16 protein-coding genes are annotated in these 18,954 nt (G+C 67.6%); 7 read left to right on the plus strand and 9 right to left on the minus strand.

The window, feature by feature from the left end; genetic code table 11:
- Positions 1–112: 112 nt before the first annotated feature.
- From BW38_RS01300 to BW38_RS01290, 3 genes are all read left to right on the plus strand, one after another.
- Positions 113–2,782 (plus strand): polysaccharide deacetylase family protein, encoded by a 2,670-nt coding sequence (locus BW38_RS01300; protein ID WP_032978587.1) that lies wholly within the window; start codon positions 113–115, stop codon positions 2,780–2,782.
- Between the two features lie 3 nt (positions 2,783–2,785).
- Positions 2,786–4,135: a tRNA uridine-5-carboxymethylaminomethyl(34) synthesis GTPase MnmE gene (gene mnmE, locus BW38_RS01295; protein WP_032978488.1), complete on the plus strand. Its 1,350-nt coding sequence runs from the start codon at positions 2,786–2,788 to the stop codon at positions 4,133–4,135.
- Between the two features lie 110 nt (positions 4,136–4,245).
- Positions 4,246–5,361, plus strand: coding sequence for a glycerophosphodiester phosphodiesterase (locus BW38_RS01290; RefSeq protein ID WP_032978490.1), 1,116 nt, complete (start codon positions 4,246–4,248; stop codon positions 5,359–5,361).
- A gap of 196 nt (positions 5,362–5,557) precedes the next feature.
- On the opposite strand, the gene BW38_RS01285 is transcribed toward BW38_RS01290, so the two are convergent.
- Together BW38_RS01285 and BW38_RS01280 are read right to left on the minus strand one after the other, a co-directional pair.
- Positions 5,558–6,328 (minus strand): rhomboid family intramembrane serine protease, encoded by a 771-nt coding sequence (locus BW38_RS01285; protein WP_032978492.1) that lies wholly within the window; start codon positions 6,326–6,328, stop codon positions 5,558–5,560.
- Between the two features lie 106 nt (positions 6,329–6,434).
- Positions 6,435–7,391 (minus strand): TerC family protein, encoded by a 957-nt coding sequence (locus BW38_RS01280; protein WP_025875596.1) that lies wholly within the window; start codon positions 7,389–7,391, stop codon positions 6,435–6,437.
- A 294-nt stretch (positions 7,392–7,685) separates the two neighbouring features.
- On the opposite strand from BW38_RS01280, the gene BW38_RS01275 reads away from it, so the two are divergent.
- A complete protein-coding gene (locus BW38_RS01275) occupies positions 7,686–8,855 on the plus strand; it encodes a class I SAM-dependent rRNA methyltransferase (RefSeq protein ID WP_025875598.1) in 1,170 nt (389 codons plus the stop codon).
- 72 nt (positions 8,856–8,927) lie between these two features.
- Here BW38_RS01275 and BW38_RS01270 read toward each other — a convergent pair whose 3' ends face one another.
- Together BW38_RS01270 and BW38_RS01265 are read right to left on the minus strand one after the other, a co-directional pair.
- Positions 8,928–9,794 (minus strand): hypothetical protein, encoded by an 867-nt coding sequence (locus tag BW38_RS01270; protein ID WP_032978495.1) that lies wholly within the window; start codon positions 9,792–9,794, stop codon positions 8,928–8,930.
- Positions 9,791–10,609 carry a protein klaA gene (locus BW38_RS01265; RefSeq protein WP_032978497.1) on the minus strand — a complete coding sequence of 273 codons (819 nt, stop codon included), beginning with the start codon at positions 10,607–10,609 and terminating at the stop codon, positions 9,791–9,793. The genes BW38_RS01270 and BW38_RS01265 overlap by 4 nt, the downstream gene beginning before the upstream one ends.
- A gap of 156 nt (positions 10,610–10,765) precedes the next feature.
- Between BW38_RS01265 and BW38_RS01260 the strand changes: the two genes are divergently transcribed.
- Positions 10,766–12,007: a dipeptidase gene (locus BW38_RS01260; protein WP_032978500.1), complete on the plus strand. Its 1,242-nt coding sequence runs from the start codon at positions 10,766–10,768 to the stop codon at positions 12,005–12,007.
- A 59-nt stretch (positions 12,008–12,066) separates the two neighbouring features.
- Here the strand turns inward: BW38_RS01260 and BW38_RS01255 are convergent, their stop codons facing one another.
- The 3 genes from BW38_RS01255 to BW38_RS01245 form a co-directional block, all read right to left on the minus strand.
- Positions 12,067–13,494, minus strand: a complete 1,428-nt coding sequence (locus tag BW38_RS01255; protein ID WP_032978503.1) for an amino acid permease — start codon at positions 13,492–13,494, stop codon at positions 12,067–12,069.
- Positions 13,495–13,648: 154 nt separating this feature from the next.
- On the minus strand, positions 13,649–14,062 hold the full coding sequence (locus tag BW38_RS01250; protein WP_032978506.1) for a hypothetical protein: 414 nt from the start codon (positions 14,060–14,062) through the stop codon (positions 13,649–13,651).
- 46 nt (positions 14,063–14,108) lie between these two features.
- Entirely contained in the window at positions 14,109–15,197 is a 1,089-nt protein-coding gene (locus BW38_RS01245) for an aldo/keto reductase (RefSeq protein WP_032978507.1), read from the minus strand.
- Positions 15,198–15,295: 98 nt separating this feature from the next.
- Between BW38_RS01245 and BW38_RS0121020 the strand changes: the two genes are divergently transcribed.
- A complete protein-coding gene (locus BW38_RS0121020; protein ID WP_051585166.1) occupies positions 15,296–16,264 on the plus strand; it encodes a LysR family transcriptional regulator in 969 nt (322 codons plus the stop codon).
- Here BW38_RS0121020 and leuE read toward each other — a convergent pair.
- Together leuE and BW38_RS01235 are read right to left on the minus strand one after the other, a co-directional pair.
- The gene (gene leuE, locus BW38_RS01240; RefSeq protein WP_025875614.1) at positions 16,202–16,831 is read right to left on the minus strand and encodes a leucine efflux protein LeuE; all 630 of its coding nucleotides are present in this window, start codon (positions 16,829–16,831) and stop codon (positions 16,202–16,204) included. The genes BW38_RS0121020 and leuE overlap by 63 nt on opposite strands.
- Positions 16,832–16,843: 12 nt before the next feature.
- Positions 16,844–17,818: a LysR family transcriptional regulator gene (locus BW38_RS01235; protein ID WP_081794606.1), complete on the minus strand. Its 975-nt coding sequence runs from the start codon at positions 17,816–17,818 to the stop codon at positions 16,844–16,846.
- 89 nt (positions 17,819–17,907) lie between these two features.
- On the opposite strand from BW38_RS01235, the gene BW38_RS01230 reads away from it, so the two are divergent.
- Positions 17,908–18,915: a zinc-binding alcohol dehydrogenase family protein gene (locus BW38_RS01230; RefSeq protein WP_032978511.1), complete on the plus strand. Its 1,008-nt coding sequence runs from the start codon at positions 17,908–17,910 to the stop codon at positions 18,913–18,915.
- Positions 18,916–18,954: the final 39 nt, after the last annotated feature.

Consider the following 18,954-nt stretch of genomic DNA (forward strand, 5'->3'; position numbering starts at 1 on the left):
GGGTAGCGCCGGCCGCTGGCCGGCTGACCCAGCAAAGGCCCGCCGCAAGGCGGGCTTTTCGCATGCGGCGTTAGAATCGCCGGCACACCATTCCCCTTTGTTCGAGTCCGCCATGCCGCGTGCGCCGTCGTTCCGCCTGTTTCTGCCCAGCCTGCTGTTGACCCTGCTCGTGGCTGGCTGTGGCGACAAGGACGCGCAGGCACCGGCGGCGGTTACCCAGCCGAGCGCACAAGCTGCCGCTGCCGCCGCCCCGGCCGCCGCGCCGTTGCTGGGCGCATTGCAGAAGCAGCTCGACGGCTATCGACGGATCATCGTGCTGCTGGCCGATGAGGAACAGCAGTCTGCGGCCGATCGCACCACCTCCACCCGCATCGGCCAGCAGCTGTTCCACGATGGCCTGGAACAGCGCGGCGCCATTGCCACGCAGTTCGACACCCTGCTGCGCGGCACCAGCCCGCAGCGCTTCGCTACCCTGGGCACGGTGCTGGATTACATCGAGTCGGCGCCCGAACTGTTCGATGCCGATCGCCTGGCGTTCCGCGAGGTGCTGCGTGACCTGCACGAACGCATCGGCGCCGATTCCTCGTTGCCTGCGGTGAAGCTGCACCAGCGCATCGGCGAAGACCTGGAGGCACTGGACGAGATCGAGCGCAACTACAACCAGGAACTGACCCGCATCTTCAGCCGCTTCGAGCGCACCCGTGCCATTGAACTGAAGCGCGAGAAGTGGGACGACTACATCGCGCACCTGCACAAGGACTACAGCCGCGAAGCGATCCTGCGCGACTACGGCGTGATCGAGCCGTACCCGATGTCGATGAAGGACAGCGACCGCGAGATCTTCGGCCGCGATCTGCCGCCGAAGACGGTGGTGCTGACCTTCGACGATGGCCCGCACAAGGCCTATACCGATGAAGTGGTGGCCATCCTCAAGCGCTACGACGTACCGGGCGTGTTCTTCGAGGTCGGCCGCAACCTGGGCAAGGTCGACCCCGACGGCAAGGTCAGCCTTGGGCCGATGGCGAAGATCAGCCGCAACCTGATGGAAGAGGGCTACGCCGTCGGCAACCACAGCCTGACCCATGCGCAGCTGTCGCGCACCACCGGCGATGCGCTGCGCCAGCAGGTGCTGGACACCGACACCCTGCTGAAGGACGTGGACAGCAAGCGCGCGCCGCTGTTCCGCTTCCCGTATGGCGCACGCAACGCCGAAGGCCTGCAGCTGCTCAACGAGGCGGGCCTGAAGTCGATCATGTGGAACATCGATTCGATGGACTGGGCCGACCCGGTGCCTGAATCGATCGTGCAGCGCGTGCTCGACCAGGTGAACAAGGAGCAGCGCGGCATCATCCTGTTCCACGATATCCACGACCGCGCGGTTAAGGCACTGCCGCAGATCCTGGACCGGCTGATCGCTGACGGCTACCAGTTCGCCGGCTGGAATGGCCGCGACTTCAGCGTCGCCCGACCGCGCAAGGGCAGCGACCGCGATGCCACCGTCACCACCGGCTATGAAAAATCGTGGGCGATCGTGGTCGGCATCGACAACTACGCCAAGTGGCCGAAGCTGGAATACGCCAGCCACGATGCCCAGGCCGTGGCCGATACGCTGACCGGGCAGTTCGGCTTCCCGTCCTCGCAGGTGATCGTGCTGAAGAATGAGCAGGCCACCCGCAACAACATCCTGGCCGCCTTCCACGACCGGCTGTCCGACGACCGCACCGGCAGGAATGATCGCGTGTTCGTGTTCTTCGCCGGCCACGGTGCTACCCGTCAGCTGGCATCCGGGCGTGACCTCGGCTACATCATTCCGGTTGATTCGGACCCGAAGGAATTCGCCACCGATGCCATCGCGATGACCGACATCCAGAACATCGCCGAGAGCATGCAGGCCAAGCATGTGATGTTCGTGATGGACGCCTGCTACAGCGGCCTTGGTCTGACCCGCGGCGGTCCGTCGTCCTCGTCGTTCCTGCGCGAGAACGCACGCCGCAGCGCGCGGCAGATGCTGACCGCCGGCGGTGCCGACCAGCAGGTGGCCGATGCCGGCCCGAACGGCCACTCGGTGTTCACCTGGGTGCTGCTGCAGGCATTGGCTGGCAAGGGCGATCTCAATGGCGATGGCCTGATCACCGGTACCGAGCTGGCCGCCTATGTGGCGCCGGCGGTGTCGGCGGTCTCGCAGCAGACGCCGGCGTTCGGCAGCCTGCCCGGCTCGCAGGGGGGCGAGTTCGTGTTCCAGGTGCCGGACAGCCAGGAATACCTCAACGCCGATACGCGCCAGCTGACTGCCGATGCGATCGCCCTGAACAACAAGGTCGACGCTGCCCAGGACGCCAAGAACAGCGAAGCGCCAGTGACCGTGGCCGACCTGCAGGGCGGCAAGGCCAAGCTGGTGGTGCCGACGGCCGGACCGGCCTCCGACCGCCAGCGCTCGCAGCAGGCCAACGACCGTGGCCTGCAGCTGTACCGCGAGAAGCGCTACGACGAAGCCGCCGTGCAGTTCGCCGAGGCGCTGAAGCTGCGCCCGGATTTTGCCCAGGCGGCCAACAACCTCGGCTTCGTCTACTACCGGCAGCAGCGCTACGCCGAAGCGGCGCGCTGGCTGGAGAACACGCTGAAGATCGATCCGTCGCGCGCGGTGGCCCATCTCAACCTGGGCGATGCCTACTTCCACGTTGGCGACAAGGCCAAGGCGAAGCAGGCCTACACCACCTACCTGGCGCTGCAGCCGCAAGGCAGCGGTGCGGCGCAGGCGCGCGCGCAGCTGGAGAAGCTCTGAGCGATGAACGATATGAAGCGCACCGAAACCATCGTGGCCATTGCCAGCGCACCCGGTGCGGGCGGCGTGGGCCTGCTGCGCCTGTCAGGCCCGCGTGCCGCCGCCATCGCCAACGCGCTCGGCGCGCCAACGTTGCGCCCGCGGCATGCGCATTACGCGCGCCTGCGCGATGCAGACGGTGAGGTGATCGACGATGGCATCGTGCTGTGGTTCCCGGCGCCGAACAGCTTCACCGGCGAAGAGGTGGTGGAGCTGCAGGGCCATGGCAGCCCGGTACTGCTGCAGCAGCTGGTCGCACGCTGCATTGCACTGGGGGCGCGGCAGGCGCGGCCCGGCGAGTTCAGTGAGCGCGCGTTTCTCAACGGCAAGCTCGACCTTGCACAGGCCGAAGCCATCGCCGATCTGATCGCGGCCGGCGACAACCGAGCGGCGCGCGCGGCACGACGCTCGCTGGACGGGGTGTTCTCGCGCCGCATCGAGGCGGTGGTCGAACAGCTGGTGCTGCTGCGCATCCACGTGGAAGCAGCCATCGATTTCGCCGACGAACCGCTGGACACACTCGGCGGTGCACAGGTGCGGCGTGGCCTGGAACAGGCGCGCAGCGATCTGGCCCTGCTGCGCCGTGACGCAGAGCGTGGCCGTCGTCTGCGCGATGGCCTGCATGCGGTGCTGATCGGCCCACCGAATGCCGGCAAGAGTTCGCTGTTGAACGCGCTGGCCGGCAGCGAGCGTGCCATCGTCACCGACATCGCCGGCACGACCCGTGACACGCTGCGCGAGACCATCCGCCTGGATGGGCTGGAACTGACCCTGGTCGATACCGCCGGCCTGCGCGATGGCGGCGATGCCATCGAACGCGAAGGCATGCGTCGCGCGCGCGCCGAGATCGAGCGCACCGACCTGGCGTTGATCGTGCTGGATGCACGCGATCCGGCAGCCGGCGAAGCCGCGATCGGCGAAGCGGTACTGGCGGTGCCGCACAAGGTCTACATCCACAACAAGTCGGATCTGCTGGATGCGATGCCGGTGCGGGACGACCCGGACCGCGTGTTCGTCTCCGCTGCCACCGGCGCGGGGCTGGACGAGCTGCATGCGCGCCTGCGTTCGATCGCTTCGGCCGGGGCAGGGGAGCAGGTGGAGGGCGAATTCTCCGCACGCACCCGCCACGTCGATGCGATCGAACGTGCACAGGAACACGCGCAGCGGGCGGATGGCGAGCTGGTGCACGAGCACCTGGAGCTGGCGGCCGAGGAGCTGCGTCTGGCGCACGACGCGCTGGGCGAAATCACCGGGCAGATGAGTGCCGATGATCTGCTGGGCAGGATTTTCTCCAGCTTCTGCATCGGCAAGTAGGCCTTGGTAGTGCCGGCCGCTGGCCGGCAATCCAGGGAAATCAGCTCCCCCAACCTGTCACATTCCCGCCGCATACTGACGCCCATCACAAACCGCTTGGGGAAGTCGCAGTGAAGTCGTGGGGTCGTGCGTTGCTGTTGTCGCTGGCCGTGGCACCATCGGTGGCCATGAGTGCTGAATCCTCCCCTCCGGCCGCACACAAGGTGTCGGTCTACGGCCACCGCGGTGCAAGCGCGCTGCTGCCCGAGCACACGCTGGCAGCCTATGCGCAGGCCATCGCCGACGGTGCCGATTACATCGAACCGGACCTGGTGATGACCAAGGACGGGGTGATGGTGGCCCGCCATGAGAACGAGATCGGTGGCACCACCGATGTGGCCGAGCACGAGGAATTCGCCAAGCGGAAGACCCGCAAGGTCATCGACGGGCAGACGGTCGAAGGCTGGTTCACCGAAGACTTCACCCTGGCCGAGCTGAAGACGCTGTACGCCCGTGAGCGCCTGCCGGAGTTCCGCAGCACCGCCTACGACGGCCAGTTCCGCATTGCCAGCCTGGACGAGATCCTGGCGTTCCTGGTCCAGCAGGCCGGTCGTGCCAACCGTGGCATCGGCCTGGTGCCGGAGATCAAGCACCCGACCTACTTCCAGTCGATCGGCCTGCCGATGGAAGACACGCTGCTGGCCGCGCTGCGCGGCAACGCCTATACCAACGTCGGCCCGGTCACCATCCAGTCGTTCGAAACAGCCAACCTGCGCTACCTGCGCGGCAAGATCCCGCGTGGCAGCAACATCCGCCTGTTGCAGCTGCTGTGGAAGGGCGATACCCAGCCGGCCGACATCGCCAAGGCCGGCGGCGCGCTGACCTATGCGCAGATGATGACCCCGGCGGGGCTGAAGGACATCGCGGCCTATGCCGACGGCATAGGCCCGGAGCTGCGCTCGATCATCCCGCTGGATGCCAACGGTGCGCTGGGCACGCCGACGGCGCTGGTGCGCGATGCGCACGCGGTGGGCCTGATGGTGATTCCGTACACCTTCCGCCCGGAGAACCACTTCCAGGCCAGCAACCTGCGCAAGGGCGCGGACAATGCGCGCAACGCGGAGGGGTCGATCGCGGAGATGCGTGCCTACCTGGCAACCGGCATCGATGCCTTCTTCACCGATGACCCGGCATTGGGCCGGCAGGCGGTGGATGGAACGGGCGCGGCGGCGAACGCGGCGAACTGACCCGCTCTGGTAGATGCCAACCTTGGTTGGCACGCGGTCGCAGCAGGAAGCATGGGAACGCCGGACGCATGAGCGCCGACCAAGGTCGGCGACTACCGGAACGCGAGAATGCGGCGCCCAGGGTCAGAGCCCCTTCGGGGATCCGACCTCGACACGCTTAGGAGCTTGCCGGCCATCGGCCGGCACTACCGTTGCATCACGAGCGCGGGTCTTCCGGCCGGCGGAACGGGATCACCACATAGTCCTGCCCTTCGCGCGGCTGCCACAGCACCGGCACGCGCTGCGGCGACGGCGGCTCGAGTTCGTCATCGGCCAGCGGCTCGACCTCGTCTTCCTCGTCCTCCCAGCTGTAACGCGGGCGCGGCGGCAGCGGGTCGGCGTTGCGGAACAGCAGCGCGGCGATGATGCCGGCGAAGGCTCCGCCCATGTGCGACTGCCAGGACACACCGTCGGCATGCGGCAGCACGGTCATCAGCATGCCGCCGTAGAACAGCATGCCGATCAGCCCGGTGGCGATCGCCGCGCGGTCGCGGCGCAGCAGGCCAAGGCTGGCCAGCAGGAACATCAGGCCGTGGGTGACGCCACTTGCGCCGAGATGGAAGCTGCCGGGGTTGCCGAGCATCCACGCACCGATGCCCGAGCCCAGCCACAGCAGGGGCAGGGCACGCAGCGTGGCTTTGGGATAGACGCTGCCGGCCAGGGTGCCGAGGATCAGGATGGCGAAGCTGTTGGCGGCAATGTGTTCGACCGAGCCATGCAGCAGCGGTCCGCCGATCAGGCCGAGCAGGCCCTTGGCTTCCAACGGTGCGACCGCCCAGGGCCGCCAGTCGAAATGGTCCTGCAGGGCGAACACGGCCACCAGCACCAGCACGGCGGCCAGGCTGGCATTGAAGGCGCGCAGGATGCGCGTGCGGTCGTTGCGGGCGGCCGGCGCGTCGCCGGCGGGCAGGGGCGCGTTCGTGTTCATACCCTCAGCAATGGCGGTGGCCGGCGCGAAACCAAGGCCACCGCCGCGGGAGAGTGGCTGCGACCGGCGGGACAATCCACCGGCCGCAGCGTTCAATCGGCCAGGATCAGGCGCCGCCTTCCTTCGGCGGGTTCTTCAGGCTCAGCACCACCGTGGCGGCGATGATCACCGCGACCACGCCCAGCGAGATCGGGGTCGGGATCTTGAACAGGTCGATGATCATCATCTTGATGCCGATGAAGGCCAGCACCAGGGCCAGGCCGTACGGCAGCAGGTGGAAGCGGTCGGCCATGCCGGCCAGCAGGAAGAACATCGCACGCAGGCCGAGCACCGCGAACACGTTGGAGGTCAGCACGATGAACGGGTCGGTGGTGATCGCGAAGATCGCCGGGATGCTGTCCACCGCGAAGATCACGTCGGTCACTGCGATCAGGATCAGCACCGCGAACAGCGGGGTGAACCAGCGCACGCCGTCGCGCTTGACGCTCATCGCGTTGCCTTCGTAGTCCGGCAGCAGGCGCAGGTGCTTGCGCATCCAGCGCAGGGCCGGGTTGGCTTCCAGGTCAGGCTCCTGGCCCGCGGCGAACCACATCTTCCAGCCAGTGAAGAGCAGGAAGGCGCCGAATACGTAGAGCAGCCAGTGGAACTGGGTGATCAGCACGCTACCGGCGAAGATCATGATCGTACGCAGCACGATCGCGCCCAGGATGCCGATGATCAGCACCTTCTGGCGCTGTTCCTCCGGCACCGCGAAGTAGCTCATGATCATCAGGAAGACAAAGATGTTGTCCACCGCCAGCGCCTTCTCGACCAGATAGCCGGTCAGGAACTCCAGGCCGACCTTGTTGGCCACGACCTGGCCGGCGGTCTCGTTCAGGTAGAACCAGAGGCCGCCGTTGAAGGCCAGCGCCAGCGCGACCCAGCCGATGGACCACCACAGGGCTTCCTTGAAAGTGACCTTGTGCGGGCCGCCGTGGCGCATCAATACGAGGTCGACCAGCAGGGCGATGACCACCACCGCTGCGAAGCCGCCCCACAACCACAAATTACCGATCGTCTGCATGGGTTTGTCCGTTGGGAAATGAAAAATGCCTCAAGCCGGACGGCGAGGATCTGCAACGGAGGATCGGGAGGGGATCCAGGGACAGAGCTTCGCCAGTACGGCGAAGGTCTCGCTCGCAGTTCCGATGGGCCGGAACTGCCGTTGCACCGGAGCCTGCGGGCTCGAATTGACGGCGACAACGTCTGGGAGCTACTCCCCTTCTGCCGCCGATTCTGCGGCCTGGCCGGGCCGGCGTCAAATGCCGGGCCTTCACCGGATTTCCGGCGCCCCATGCCCCCCGGCTACAATAGGTGGATGAATACCCCCCTTCCCGTTGTCCGCCTCAAGAACGCGTGGCGTTCCAGCCACCCGTGGATCTTCCAGAAACTGGTCGAGAAGCCGACCGTCCGGCCCAAGCCCGGCTCCCTCGTCGATGTCGTCGGCGTGGATGGCGAGTTCATCGGCCGTGGCTTCTACAACGGGCATTCGCGTATTGCCGTACGCATCCTCGAAACCGACCCGCAGATCCCGCTGGATGCCGGCTGGTTCTCGCGCAAGATCGCCCAGGCGGTGTCGCTGCGTCGTGAGGTGCTGAAGCTCGATGCGGTGTCCGACGCCTGGCGCGTGGTGCACAGCGAGGGCGATGGCCTGTCCGGCCTGGTGGTCGACCGCTACGGCGACCTGGTGGTGGTGGAGTTCTTCGCCGCCGGCATGTTCCGCCACCGCGAATGGATCTACGACGCCCTGCGTGAACAGTTCCCGGGTTGCCGCTTCCACAGCTTCGCCGACGAACACGTGCAGAAGCAGGAAAGCTTCGATTTCCACGGCAACACCACCACCGAAGCGTCGGTGATCACCGAGTACGGCATCAAGTTCCGCGCCGACCCGGCCGGTGCGCACAAGACCGGTTTCTTCGCCGACCAGCGCGAGAACCGTGAGTGGCTGAGCCAGCAGGTGGAAGGCAAGAGCGTGCTCGACCTGTGCTGCAACACCGGCGGTTTCGCCGTGTACGCGGCCGCGCGCGGTGCATCGGAAGTGGTCGGCATCGACATCGATGAGGACGTCATCCAGATCGCCAAGGGCAATTCACGTCTGAACAACGTGCGCCCGAAGTTCGTCCAGTCCGACATCTTCCCGTGGCTGCGCGATGCGGCCAACCGCGGTGAGCAGTACGACGTGGTGATCCTGGACCCGGCGAAGATGACCCGCGACCGCGACCAGGTGATCACCGCGCTGAAGAAGTATCTGGACATGAACAAGCTGGCGCTGGGCGTGGTCAAGCCCGGCGGCCTGTTCGCCACGTTCTCCTGCACCGGCCTGGTGGCCGAGGACCAGTTCCTGGACATGCTGCGTCGTGCGGCGTACTTCTCCGGCCGCACCATCCAGATCCTGAAGGTGGCCGGCGCCGGCCCGGACCATCCGTTCATGGCCCACGTGCAGGAATCGCGTTACCTGAAGGCCGTGTTCTGCCGCGTGGTGGACTGACCTACGGGGTGTGGAGCCGGGCGATGCCCGGCTCCCCCACACAGCGCCGAAGACTGCCCCCGCGCGCCAGCCTCAGGGCTGCGCGCGTGGCGGCGCAGGAACCGGCTGCAGCTGCTGCAGCAACCCGTTGATCACCTCGGACCTGCGCCGCAGATGGTGGCCGAGCACGATCGCCACCGCGCCCAGCGCCAGCAGCGCCGGAACCGCGAGCAGCGCGAGCACCCAGCCGACGTCGAACAGAAGCCAGCCCAGCAGACGCTGCTGATGCCATCGCTGCGACCGTCCAGAGCGGGGCAGCCCTGCTGCCTTCTCGAAGCGGGACTGCATTGCCGGCGATACCGGAACACCGATGTCTTCGCCATTGGCCAACGCACGGGCAGTGGCGACCACGGCCGACGAGGCGACGCCGTAGGGAAGCTCCTGCTGTGCACGCAGATAGGCCTGCCACTGGGGGCTGAAGCCGCTGAAGTCTGGACTGGCGATCAGCGCGTCCAGCTGGCGATGGTCGAGGCGATCGCCCTGGCCGATGGCGGGTGCGGTGATGCCCATGCTTCCCCAGGCACCGCACAGCAGCATCGAACCCAGCGCGAATGACCAGGCGAAGCGGCGAAGGCGATGGCGGCTGAGCAGGTCGCGCACGCCGAAGAACATCCACACCAGCAGCAAGGGGGTCATGACCAGCAGGATGAGCAACTGCCTGCCCGTGTCCTTCGACCCATAGCCGGCCGGCACCTGTGCCCACGACGGGGGGCCCAGCTCGGTGCCGGTAAATGCCAGCGCCATGCAGGACAGCGCCGTTGCCGCCAGCGGAAGGCAGGCCAGGCCGAAGACCCGCAGCAGCGAGGCCCGCCGGTAGAACGCGCGCAGGCCCGGAACAGCTTCCACCCGCGCCTGCAGATCCGGCGGGATCTGCAGCGGATCGCGTACCGGCGCGCTCATGCCGGCACCGCCGATGTGCGCAGCAACTGCTGCAGGGCCTGTTTCAGCTGGTCCTGTGCCTGGGCCGCGCTGGCGATCATCTGCGGGCTGGCGTTGTCGCTGTTGTGCAGCGCCTGGATGGTCTGGCGCCAGATCGGCAGCAGGATCTGCACCGTCTCGCTGTAACGGTCCAGCAGGTCGATGGCATGGCTGCGTGCCAGCTGCACCTGCATCCGGCTCATCGAATGGCTGGCCAGCAGGGCGGTCAGGTTGGCTACGCGGCGTTGCAGCCGCTCGACCGGACGGTCAAGCACCGGCGCGCCATCGTCGCTGTCGACGGCCGCTGGCAGCTCCTGCAGGAACTGCACGCCTGCATCGATGTACACCTGCAGTCGCACCCCCTGCACGTCATGCTCGAGCAGCTGCGCATCCAGTCGATCGACGCTGGCCCGCACGGCGATGGCTTCGCGCTCGATCCTGGCCAGGACGTCGCCGTTGCTGCCCATGGCAATGCGACGGCGCAGGCGTTCTTCGATATCGGCACCGGTGAACCGCTCCCACCATCCCGCGCGCTGCAGCAGCGCATTGGGATCATGTTCGGACAGCCGGCTGACCAGTTCGGCAAGCGCCTGGGCCAGTGCGTTGGCGCTGCCATCCTGCCAGGCCGGCTCGGCGCTGGCGCTGGCCAGGTCGGCCGGGCCATAGCGGCCGATGTCGGTACGCCCGGCAAACAACGTTGGCAGCACATCACGCTTGAGCTGCTCGACGGTGACCGTGCTGGCGGGGACGGGGGCCTGGCCCTGCGCGGGCAGCGCTGGAGGCTGGGAGTTCGACATCAATGCTTCCATTCCATGGTCGACGCAGCACGCGGTGCTGTACGCTGATTTATCGGCTGCCGGCGAGTGTAATGGAGCTGGCGGATCAATACGGCACTACCGGCGTTGGCCGTCGCGGCGCTATGGTCGTGTCCTTCCCATTGCCGGTGGATGCCCATGCCGTCGTTGCGTCGTCTGTCCCTGCTGCTCGCCCTGGCGCTGAGTGCGCCGCTGTCCGCCCATGCCATCGACTTCAGCGCGCAGGAGCTGGCCCGTGCCAAGGCACTGCAGCAGCGCTTGCTGACCCTGGACAGTCATCTGGATACGCCGGCCAACTTCGGCCGCGACGGCTTCGACATCGAGCAGCGGCACGACCGCAACGCGCTCTCGCAGGTGGACTACCCGCGCATGGTCGAAGGTGCGCTTGATGGCGGCTTCTGGGCGATCTATACCGACCAGGGCGACCGCACGGCCGCCGCGCATCTGGCCGAGCGCGACCACGGCCTGCAGCGGTTGCTGGAGATCCGGCAGATGCTGGCCGCTAATCCCGAGCGCTTCGCATTGGCGCTGACCGCCGATGACGCGGCGCGGATCAAGGCCGCCGGCAAGCGCGTGGTCTACATCAGCATGGAGAACGCCAGTCCGCTGGTGGCCGATCCCAGCCTGCTGTCGTTCTATCACCGTGCGGGCCTGCGCCTGCTCAGCACCGTGCACTTCGCCAACAACGAGTTCGCCGATTCGGTCACCGATCCCAAGGGGGCTGAATGGAAGGGCCTGAGCCCGGCTGGCAAGGACCTGGTGCGCGAGGCGGTGAAGCTGGGCATCGTCATCGACCAGTCGCACGCCTCCGATGCCGTGTTCGACGATCTGCTGGCGATGATGCCGGTGCCGTTCGTGCTGTCGCACAGCTCGGCCAAGGCGGTCTACGACCACCCACGCAATCTTGATGACGCGCGCCTGCGCAAGCTGGCCAAGGCTGGCGGGGTGATCCAGGTGAACGCGTACGGCGGCTACCTGATCGACACCGCCAAGTCGCCCGAGCGCAAGCAGGCCGAAGAAGCCCTGAGCAAGCAGCTGGGTGGCTGGGAAGGCATGACCATCGAACAGGGCGTGGCGCTGCAGAAGGCCGAGCAGGCACTGGACCACGAACACCCGGTGCGCCACGCCAGCCTGGACGACTTCTTCGCCCATTTCGAGCACATCCTGAAGGTGGTCGGCCCCGAGCACGTCGGCATCGGTCTGGACTGGGATGGCGGTGGTGGCCTGAGCGACCTGCCCGATGTCAGCCAGCTGCCGAAGATCACCGCGTGGCTGCTGCGCAAGGGGTACAGCGAACAACAGATCGCCGCCATCTGGGGCGGCAACCTGTTGCGGGTGATGCGCCAGGCGCAGGACTACGCGGCAAAGCAGGGCGGTTAGCCGCCCTGCGGTAGTGCCGGCACGACCCAAAGACCGCCGGGCATGGCCCGGCGCTGCCTTTACCGGCCGATCAGCGCGTTGCGACGGCTGTAGGCGAAGTACAGCACCAGGCCGACCACGTTCCACGCCAGGAAGTACAGCTGGGTGGTGTGCGGCAGGCTGATGAACAGGTAGATGCAGCCCAGTGCCGCCAGCGGGCCGACAATGAAGGCCAAAGGCGTGCGGAAGGTGCGCTCGCGGTTCGGCTCACGCACGCGCAGCACCACCAGGCAGATGCCAACGGCGGTGAACGCGGCCAGGGTACCGGCATTGGCCAGTGCGGCGATCTCGTCCAGGCGTGCAACGCCGGCCAGTGCCGACACCACCAGGGCGGTGAACAGCGTGGTCGCCACCGGCGTGCCGGTACGTGCGTTGACCTTGGACAGGCCACGCGGCAGCAGTCCATCGCGGCTCATGACGAAGAAGATGCGGCTCTGGCCGTACAGGAAGGCCAGCAGCACGGTCGGCAGGGCGATGATCGCGATCACGCCGATCAGCATCGCGGCGGTGGGCTGGCCCAGCTGGCGCATGATCAATGCCAGCGGCTCGGCACTCTGGCCGAACACGGTGTAGCTCATCGCACCAATCGCAGCCAGCGCCACCAGCACGTACACGATGGTGCAGCCGACCATCGAGCCGATGATGCCGATGGACAGGTCGCGCCCGGGGTTCTTGGTTTCTTCGGCGGCGGTGGAGATCGCGTCGAAGCCGTAGAACGCGAAGAAGATGATCGCCGCCGCCGCCATCACGCCGCGCTCGACGCCATCCGGGCCCAGCGTCTTGGCGAATCCGTAAGGCATGAACGGCTGCAGGTTGTTGGCGTCGAACGCCGGCAGGGCCACCGCCACGAAGATCGCCAGCGCGATCAGCTTGAACACGACCAGGATCGCGTTGAGGGTGGCGCTTTCCTTGGTACCGGCCATCAGCATCAGGGCCACCAGCCAGGTGATGACGATGGCGGGCAGGTTGATCATGCCGCCATCGACGTGCGGGCCTGCCGCGAGCATCGCCGGCAGGCGCAGGTCCCAGCCGAACTGGGTATGCACCCATTCCAGGAAGCCGACGAAGTAACCGGACCAGCCGACCGCCACGGTACTCACCACCAGCGAGTACTCCAGGATCAGGCTCCAGCCCACCACCCAGGCAAACACTTCGCCCAGGGCACTGTAGCTGTAGGTATAGGCACTGCCGGCGGCAGGCATCATCGTGGACAGCTCTGCATAGGCCAATGCCGCGCAGGCACACACCGCGCCGGCGATGGCGAAGGAGATCAGCACGGCCGGGCCAGCGCGGTCGGCACCCACGCCGATCAGGGTGTAGATGCCGGTGCCGACGATGGCGCCGATGCCCAGCGCGATCAGGTGCGGCCAGCTGAGGGTCGGGACCAGACGCCGGCCGGCTTCATGGACGGTGACGGAATCTAGGGACTTGCGCCGGAGCAGGGACATGCAGGCCTCGGAAGGGGTGACTGAGAACGACAAGTCCCCGAGTGTGACCGAACGCAGCGCAGCATTGCCACTGACGGGGGTCATGGCCGACACAGCGCGCGCTGGACGCTGGGCACTCTGCCGGAAACGGCACAAACGGCCTCAGCGCAGGCGCCTACCAGTGACAGCCGTCGTCCTGGAAGGCGTTGACGTCTTCGTCGAAGTCCGCGCGGCGACCGTCCCGGGCACGCACGTAGCTGAAGCTGTAGATCCGTGTGCCCTGCGTGCTCAGTGTGTAGTGACCGTTGATGCGACCGTCCACGCGCTCTTCCCAGACGGTGTCGAACTGGTAGGGGCGGTCTTCGTCCAGCACCGTGGTCTGTTCGGAGACCCGCCGCAGCGGCAGGCGCTCGCTGTGCCCGGCGTAGCGCACATCGGCGCGGCCATCGTCCAGCCAGCGCCATTCCAGGTGGATCGTGTTGTCGCGGCCATCGCTGAGGCAGCGGTGGTCCGGTGCGGCCGTGGCCGGTCCACTGGCAAGCAGCAGCACCAGGGCTGCTGCGACCGCGAGCGTTGGTGTTGCGGCCATGGCGCTTTTGTCCCACGAGGGGCGCCAGCACAGCGCGCCCCCATTGTTACCTGCCCAGCGCGCGTGGCTGCAGACGCGTACCGCCGCTCATCAGCATGCGTGGCAGCGGCATCTGCAGGAAGTCGTGCGGGAAGGCAGGCGCGACCGCGCTGATCGCATCCAGCCGTGCCAGCGCCTCAGCCGGCAGCGCCAGATCCAGCGCCGCCAGGTTGTGTTCGAACTGGTCCAGGGTGCGTGCACCGACGATCGGCATGGCCCCGGCCGCGGGTCGTTGCAGCAGCCAGGCCAGAGCGACCTGCGCAGCCGAGTGCGACAGTTCCGCCGCGACGGCAGCGACTTCCCCGGCGATGTTCAACGAACGTGGCGTCAACGCGCCATTGATGAGGGCCACGTTGCGCCGGGAACCGCCCGGCGTAGCCTCCGGCGGCTCGGCCGCGGTGAGATCAGCCGCGCTGTACTTGCCGGTCAGCACCCCGCTGCCCAGCGGCGACCACGCCACCACGCCCAACCCGAGCGCCTCGGCCATCGGCAGCAGCTCCTGTTCGACGCTGCGCTGGATCAGGCTGTATTCGATCTGCAGGGCCACCAGCGGCGCCCAACCGCGCAGGTCGGCCAGGGTCTGCATGCGGGCGATCTGCCAGGCCGGCGTGTCCGAGATGCCGGCATACAGCACCTTGCCGCTGCGCACGAGATCGTCGAAACCGCGCATCACCTCGTCCACCCCGGTGGTGTCGTCCCAGGCGTGCAGGTACAGCAGATCCAGGTAGTCGGTGCCGAGCCGGCGCAGGCTGTCCTCCACCGAGCGCATCATGCTCTTGCGGTGGTTGCCGGCGTTGTTCGGATCGCCGGGCACGGTCGCCAGGGTGTACTTGCTGGCGATCACCAGCCGTTCGCGGCGGCCCTGGGCGAATCGCCCGAGCAGCGTCTCGGCGCTGCCATTGGTGTAGTTGTTTGCGGTATCAACGAAGTTGCCACCGCGTTCGACGTAGGCATCGAAGATGCGGCGGGCCTCGGCTTCGTCCGCGCCCCACCCCCAGTCGGCACCGAAGGTCATCGTGCCCAGCGCCATCGGGCTGACACGCAGGCCGGAGCGACCGAGCAGGCGGTAGTGATCAAGTGACATGTGGCATTCCATCGGAGGAGGCGGTGTGCCGCCGGGAGGGAAAGCATCCGTCCGATGATCCTGTGGATAAACTGGACACAGCCGAACTGACAATGAAGGAACGCTTCACAATGGATCCCTCCGCACCGCTGTCGGCGGTGGTCGCGTTTGTCCACGTGGCCGACCACGCCAGCTTTACCCGCGCCGCAGATGCGCTTGGTGTCTCGACCTCGGCACTGTCACAGAGCGTGCGCGCGCTGGAAGCGCGGATGGGCGTGCGCCTGTTGCAACGGACCACGCGCCGGGTGGGGCTGACCGAGCACGGTGCACGCTTCCTGCAGCGCGTACGTGGCGGGCTGGCACAGATCGAATCGGCCTTCGAGGACCTGGACAGCGCGCGGACCGTGCCGGCCGGTCGGCTGCGCATCACCCTGCCACGCATCGTTGCCGAGCGCCGGGTCCTGCCGGCGCTGCCGTCCTTCCTGGCCCGGTATCCGCAGGTGGAGGTGGAATTGTGCGTGGAACCGGCGTTGACCGATCTGGTCGCCGAGGGTTTCGACGCAGGCATCCGCCTGGGGGAATCGTTGGCGCAGGGCATGATCGCGGTGCCGATCGGGCCGCCCGAGCGCCAGGTGGTGGTGGCCACGCCGGGCTACTTCGCGCGCCACGGTGTGCCGCAGAGCCCGCAGGAGCTGCAGGGCCACGACTGTATCGTCCATCGCCGCGCCAATGGCCGGCTGATGCCCTGGGAATTCAGCCGTGAGGGGCGTGACCTGGACGTAGCCGTCGAGGGCCGGCTGGTGTTCAACGATGCCGAACTGGCCTATGCGGCGGTGCTGGCTGGGCTGGGCATGGCGCAGGGGTTCGCCTCACTGGTCGCCGACGACCTGGCTGCCGGCCGCCTGCGCAGCGTGCTAGAGGACTGGCAGCCGCCGTTCCCCGGCTTTCATCTGTACTACCCGGCGCGCGAGCATATGGCGCCCAAGCTGCGGGTGTTCATCGACCACCTGCGCGCGGCCTGCCAGGCCGACGGGATCTCAGCCGTTCAGGCCCAGGCGGATGCCGAAGCCGACCAGGAACAGGCCGGCAACACGCCGTAGCGCATCGCTGACCCGCGGGTGCTGGATCAACCGGCGGCGGGCCAGGTTGCCGACCCAGATCAGCAGCGAGCAGTAGGCGATGCTGACCACGAAGATGATCCCGGCCAGCGCGGCGAACGTAGCGATGCCCTGGTGGGCCTTCGGGTCGATGAACAACGGCAGGAAGGCCATGTAGAACAGGATCGCTTTCGGATTGAGCAGGCTGACCAGGATCGCCTGGTGGAAGTAGCGTCCGGGCTGCATGCGCACCGGGCCAACGTCGGCACCGTCACCCTTGGGCGTGCGCAGCAGGCTGATGCCTACCCACACCAGATACGCCGCGCCGAGATACTGCACGGCATGGAACACCGTCGGATTGGCCTTCAGCAGCGCGGCCACGCCGGCCAGTGCCAGCCACATCAGGATCTGGTCGCCGACCAGCAGGCCGGCCAGCGCCGTGTAGCCGCCGCGCACACCGCCGCGACCGGTAGCGGTCAGCAGGGTGAAGGTGCCCGGCCCGGGCAGCGCCAGAAACACCAGCACAGCGAGCAGGAAGGTCCACAGATCCTGGATGCCCATCCACGGCATGGCGCGACTCTCTTACAACGGGGGAGCGCCATTGTCGGCCAGTGCTGGCGCAGGCGACAGGGGCGTGTCGCCATTGCCGGGCATGGCGGACAGCAGCGGTTGCAGATGCTGGCGCAGCTGCGCGTGCAGTTGCCGCACCGCCGGTGAGAACTGCTTGCGATGGGGGCAGACCAGCTGCAGGGGAATGTGGCTGCCGATGCCATCCAGCAGCACCTGCAGGCGCCCTTCCAGCACGTCGTCGCGGACGTCCAGCCAGGACTTGTAGGTGATGCCTTCGCCGGCGACCGCCCAGCGCCGCACCACGTCGGCGTCGTCGCAGACCAGCGGCCCGCGCACCGGGATCACCACGCGGCGCCCCTCGATCTCGAACGACCAGCGATCGTAGGCGCGGCCGCCGAGCTGGTAGACAAGGCAATCATGCTCGCGCAGATCTTCCAGGCGGCTGGGCGTGCCACGCCGCCGCAGGTACCCGGGCGACGCAGCCAGCACCCGCCGGTTCTGTTCCAGCAAGGGCAGGGCGACGTAGCTGGCGTCGTCGAAGTGGCCGATGCGGATGGCCACGTCGACCGGGTCGCGGAACACGTCGGCCACTTCGTCGGACAGGCGCAGGTGCAGGCGCAGCCGTGGATGCGCCGCGCGGAACGCGGTCAGCCACGGCAGCAGCAGGTTGCGGCCGAAGTCCGACGGCGCCGACAACTGCAGGGTGCCGTGCAGTTCGGCGTCCTCGCCCTGCACCCGCGCCTGGCCTTCGCGCAGGGTGCTCAGAACCTCCTGTGCGTAGGGCAGGTACAGCGCGCCTTCGGCGGTCAGCCGCAGGCTGCGGGTGGTGCGTACGAACAGACGCAGGTCCAGTTCGCGTTCCAGTCGCGCCACCGCTGCGGCAACCTGGCCCGGCAGCAGGTCGGCCTCGCGCGCGGCCTGGGAGAAGCTGCCCAGCGCGGCGGTACGGACAAACAGCTGCAGATCGTCGAAGCGGACCATTTTCATTGCTGCAGTGAAAGTGTTGACCGATTCTGCGCCTTTCCGCCCCCCTGCGCACGGCGCACGCTGTGGTCTCTCCTCCCTGGATATCCCCCATGCGTGCCATTGCCTACACCCAAGCCGGCCTGCCGATCGACGACCCGCAGGCCCTGATCGATCTCGACCTGCCCCTGCCCCAGCCGGGCCCGCGCGACCTGCGGGTGGCGGTGCGCGCGGTGGCGGTGAATCCGGTCGACACCAAGGTGCGGCGCGGCGCCGCCACCGACGGCCCGCGCGTGCTGGGGTGGGATGCGGTCGGTGTGGTCGATGCGGTCGGCAGCGAGGTGACCCTGTTCCAGCCCGGCGATGCGGTGTACTACGCCGGTGTGATCGATCGCCCGGGCAGCAATGCCGAGTACCAGCTGGTGGACGAGCGCAGCGTTGGCCGCAAGCCGGCCAGCCTGGACGATGCCGCCGCTGCGGCGCTGCCGTTGACCGCGATCACCGCATGGGAACTGCTGTTCGACCGCCTGCGTATTGCCGAAGGCGGCGGCGAGGGCCAGACCCTGCTGGTGATCGGTGCAGCGGGTGGCGTGGGTTCGATCCTGGTGCAGTTGGCGCGCCGGCTGACGAAGCTGACGGTGATCGGCACCGCCTCGCGCCCGGAGACCCAGGACTGGGTGCAGGCGATGGGCGCGCACCATGTGGTCGACCACACCCGGCCGCTGGCCGAGGGCCTGGCCCGGCTGGGCATCACCCAGGTGGACCATGTGGCCAGCCTGACCCACACCGACCAGCACTATGCGCAGCTCGTCGAGCTGCTGGCACCGCAGGGGCAGCTGGGGCTGATCGATGATCCGGGCCAGATCGATGTGATGGCGCTCAAGCGCAAGGCGCTGTCGCTGCACTGGGAATCCATGTTCACCCGGCCGCTGTACAGGACCGCGGACATGCAGCGCCAGCACGAACTGCTGAACCGGGTGGCCGATCTGGTCGATGCCGGCGTGCTGCAGACCACGCTTGGCGAGCACTTCGGGCGCATTGACGCGGCCAACCTGCGGCGCGCGCATGCGCTGCTGGAGAGCCACCGGGCCAAGGGCAAGATCGTGCTGGAAGGCTGGTAACGCCGGGCTGCGCCCGGCACCCGCAGAGGCGACAGCAAC

The organism is Stenotrophomonas sp. RIT309 (assembly GCF_000632045.1).
GTDB lineage: Bacteria > Pseudomonadota > Gammaproteobacteria > Xanthomonadales > Xanthomonadaceae > Stenotrophomonas > Stenotrophomonas indicatrix.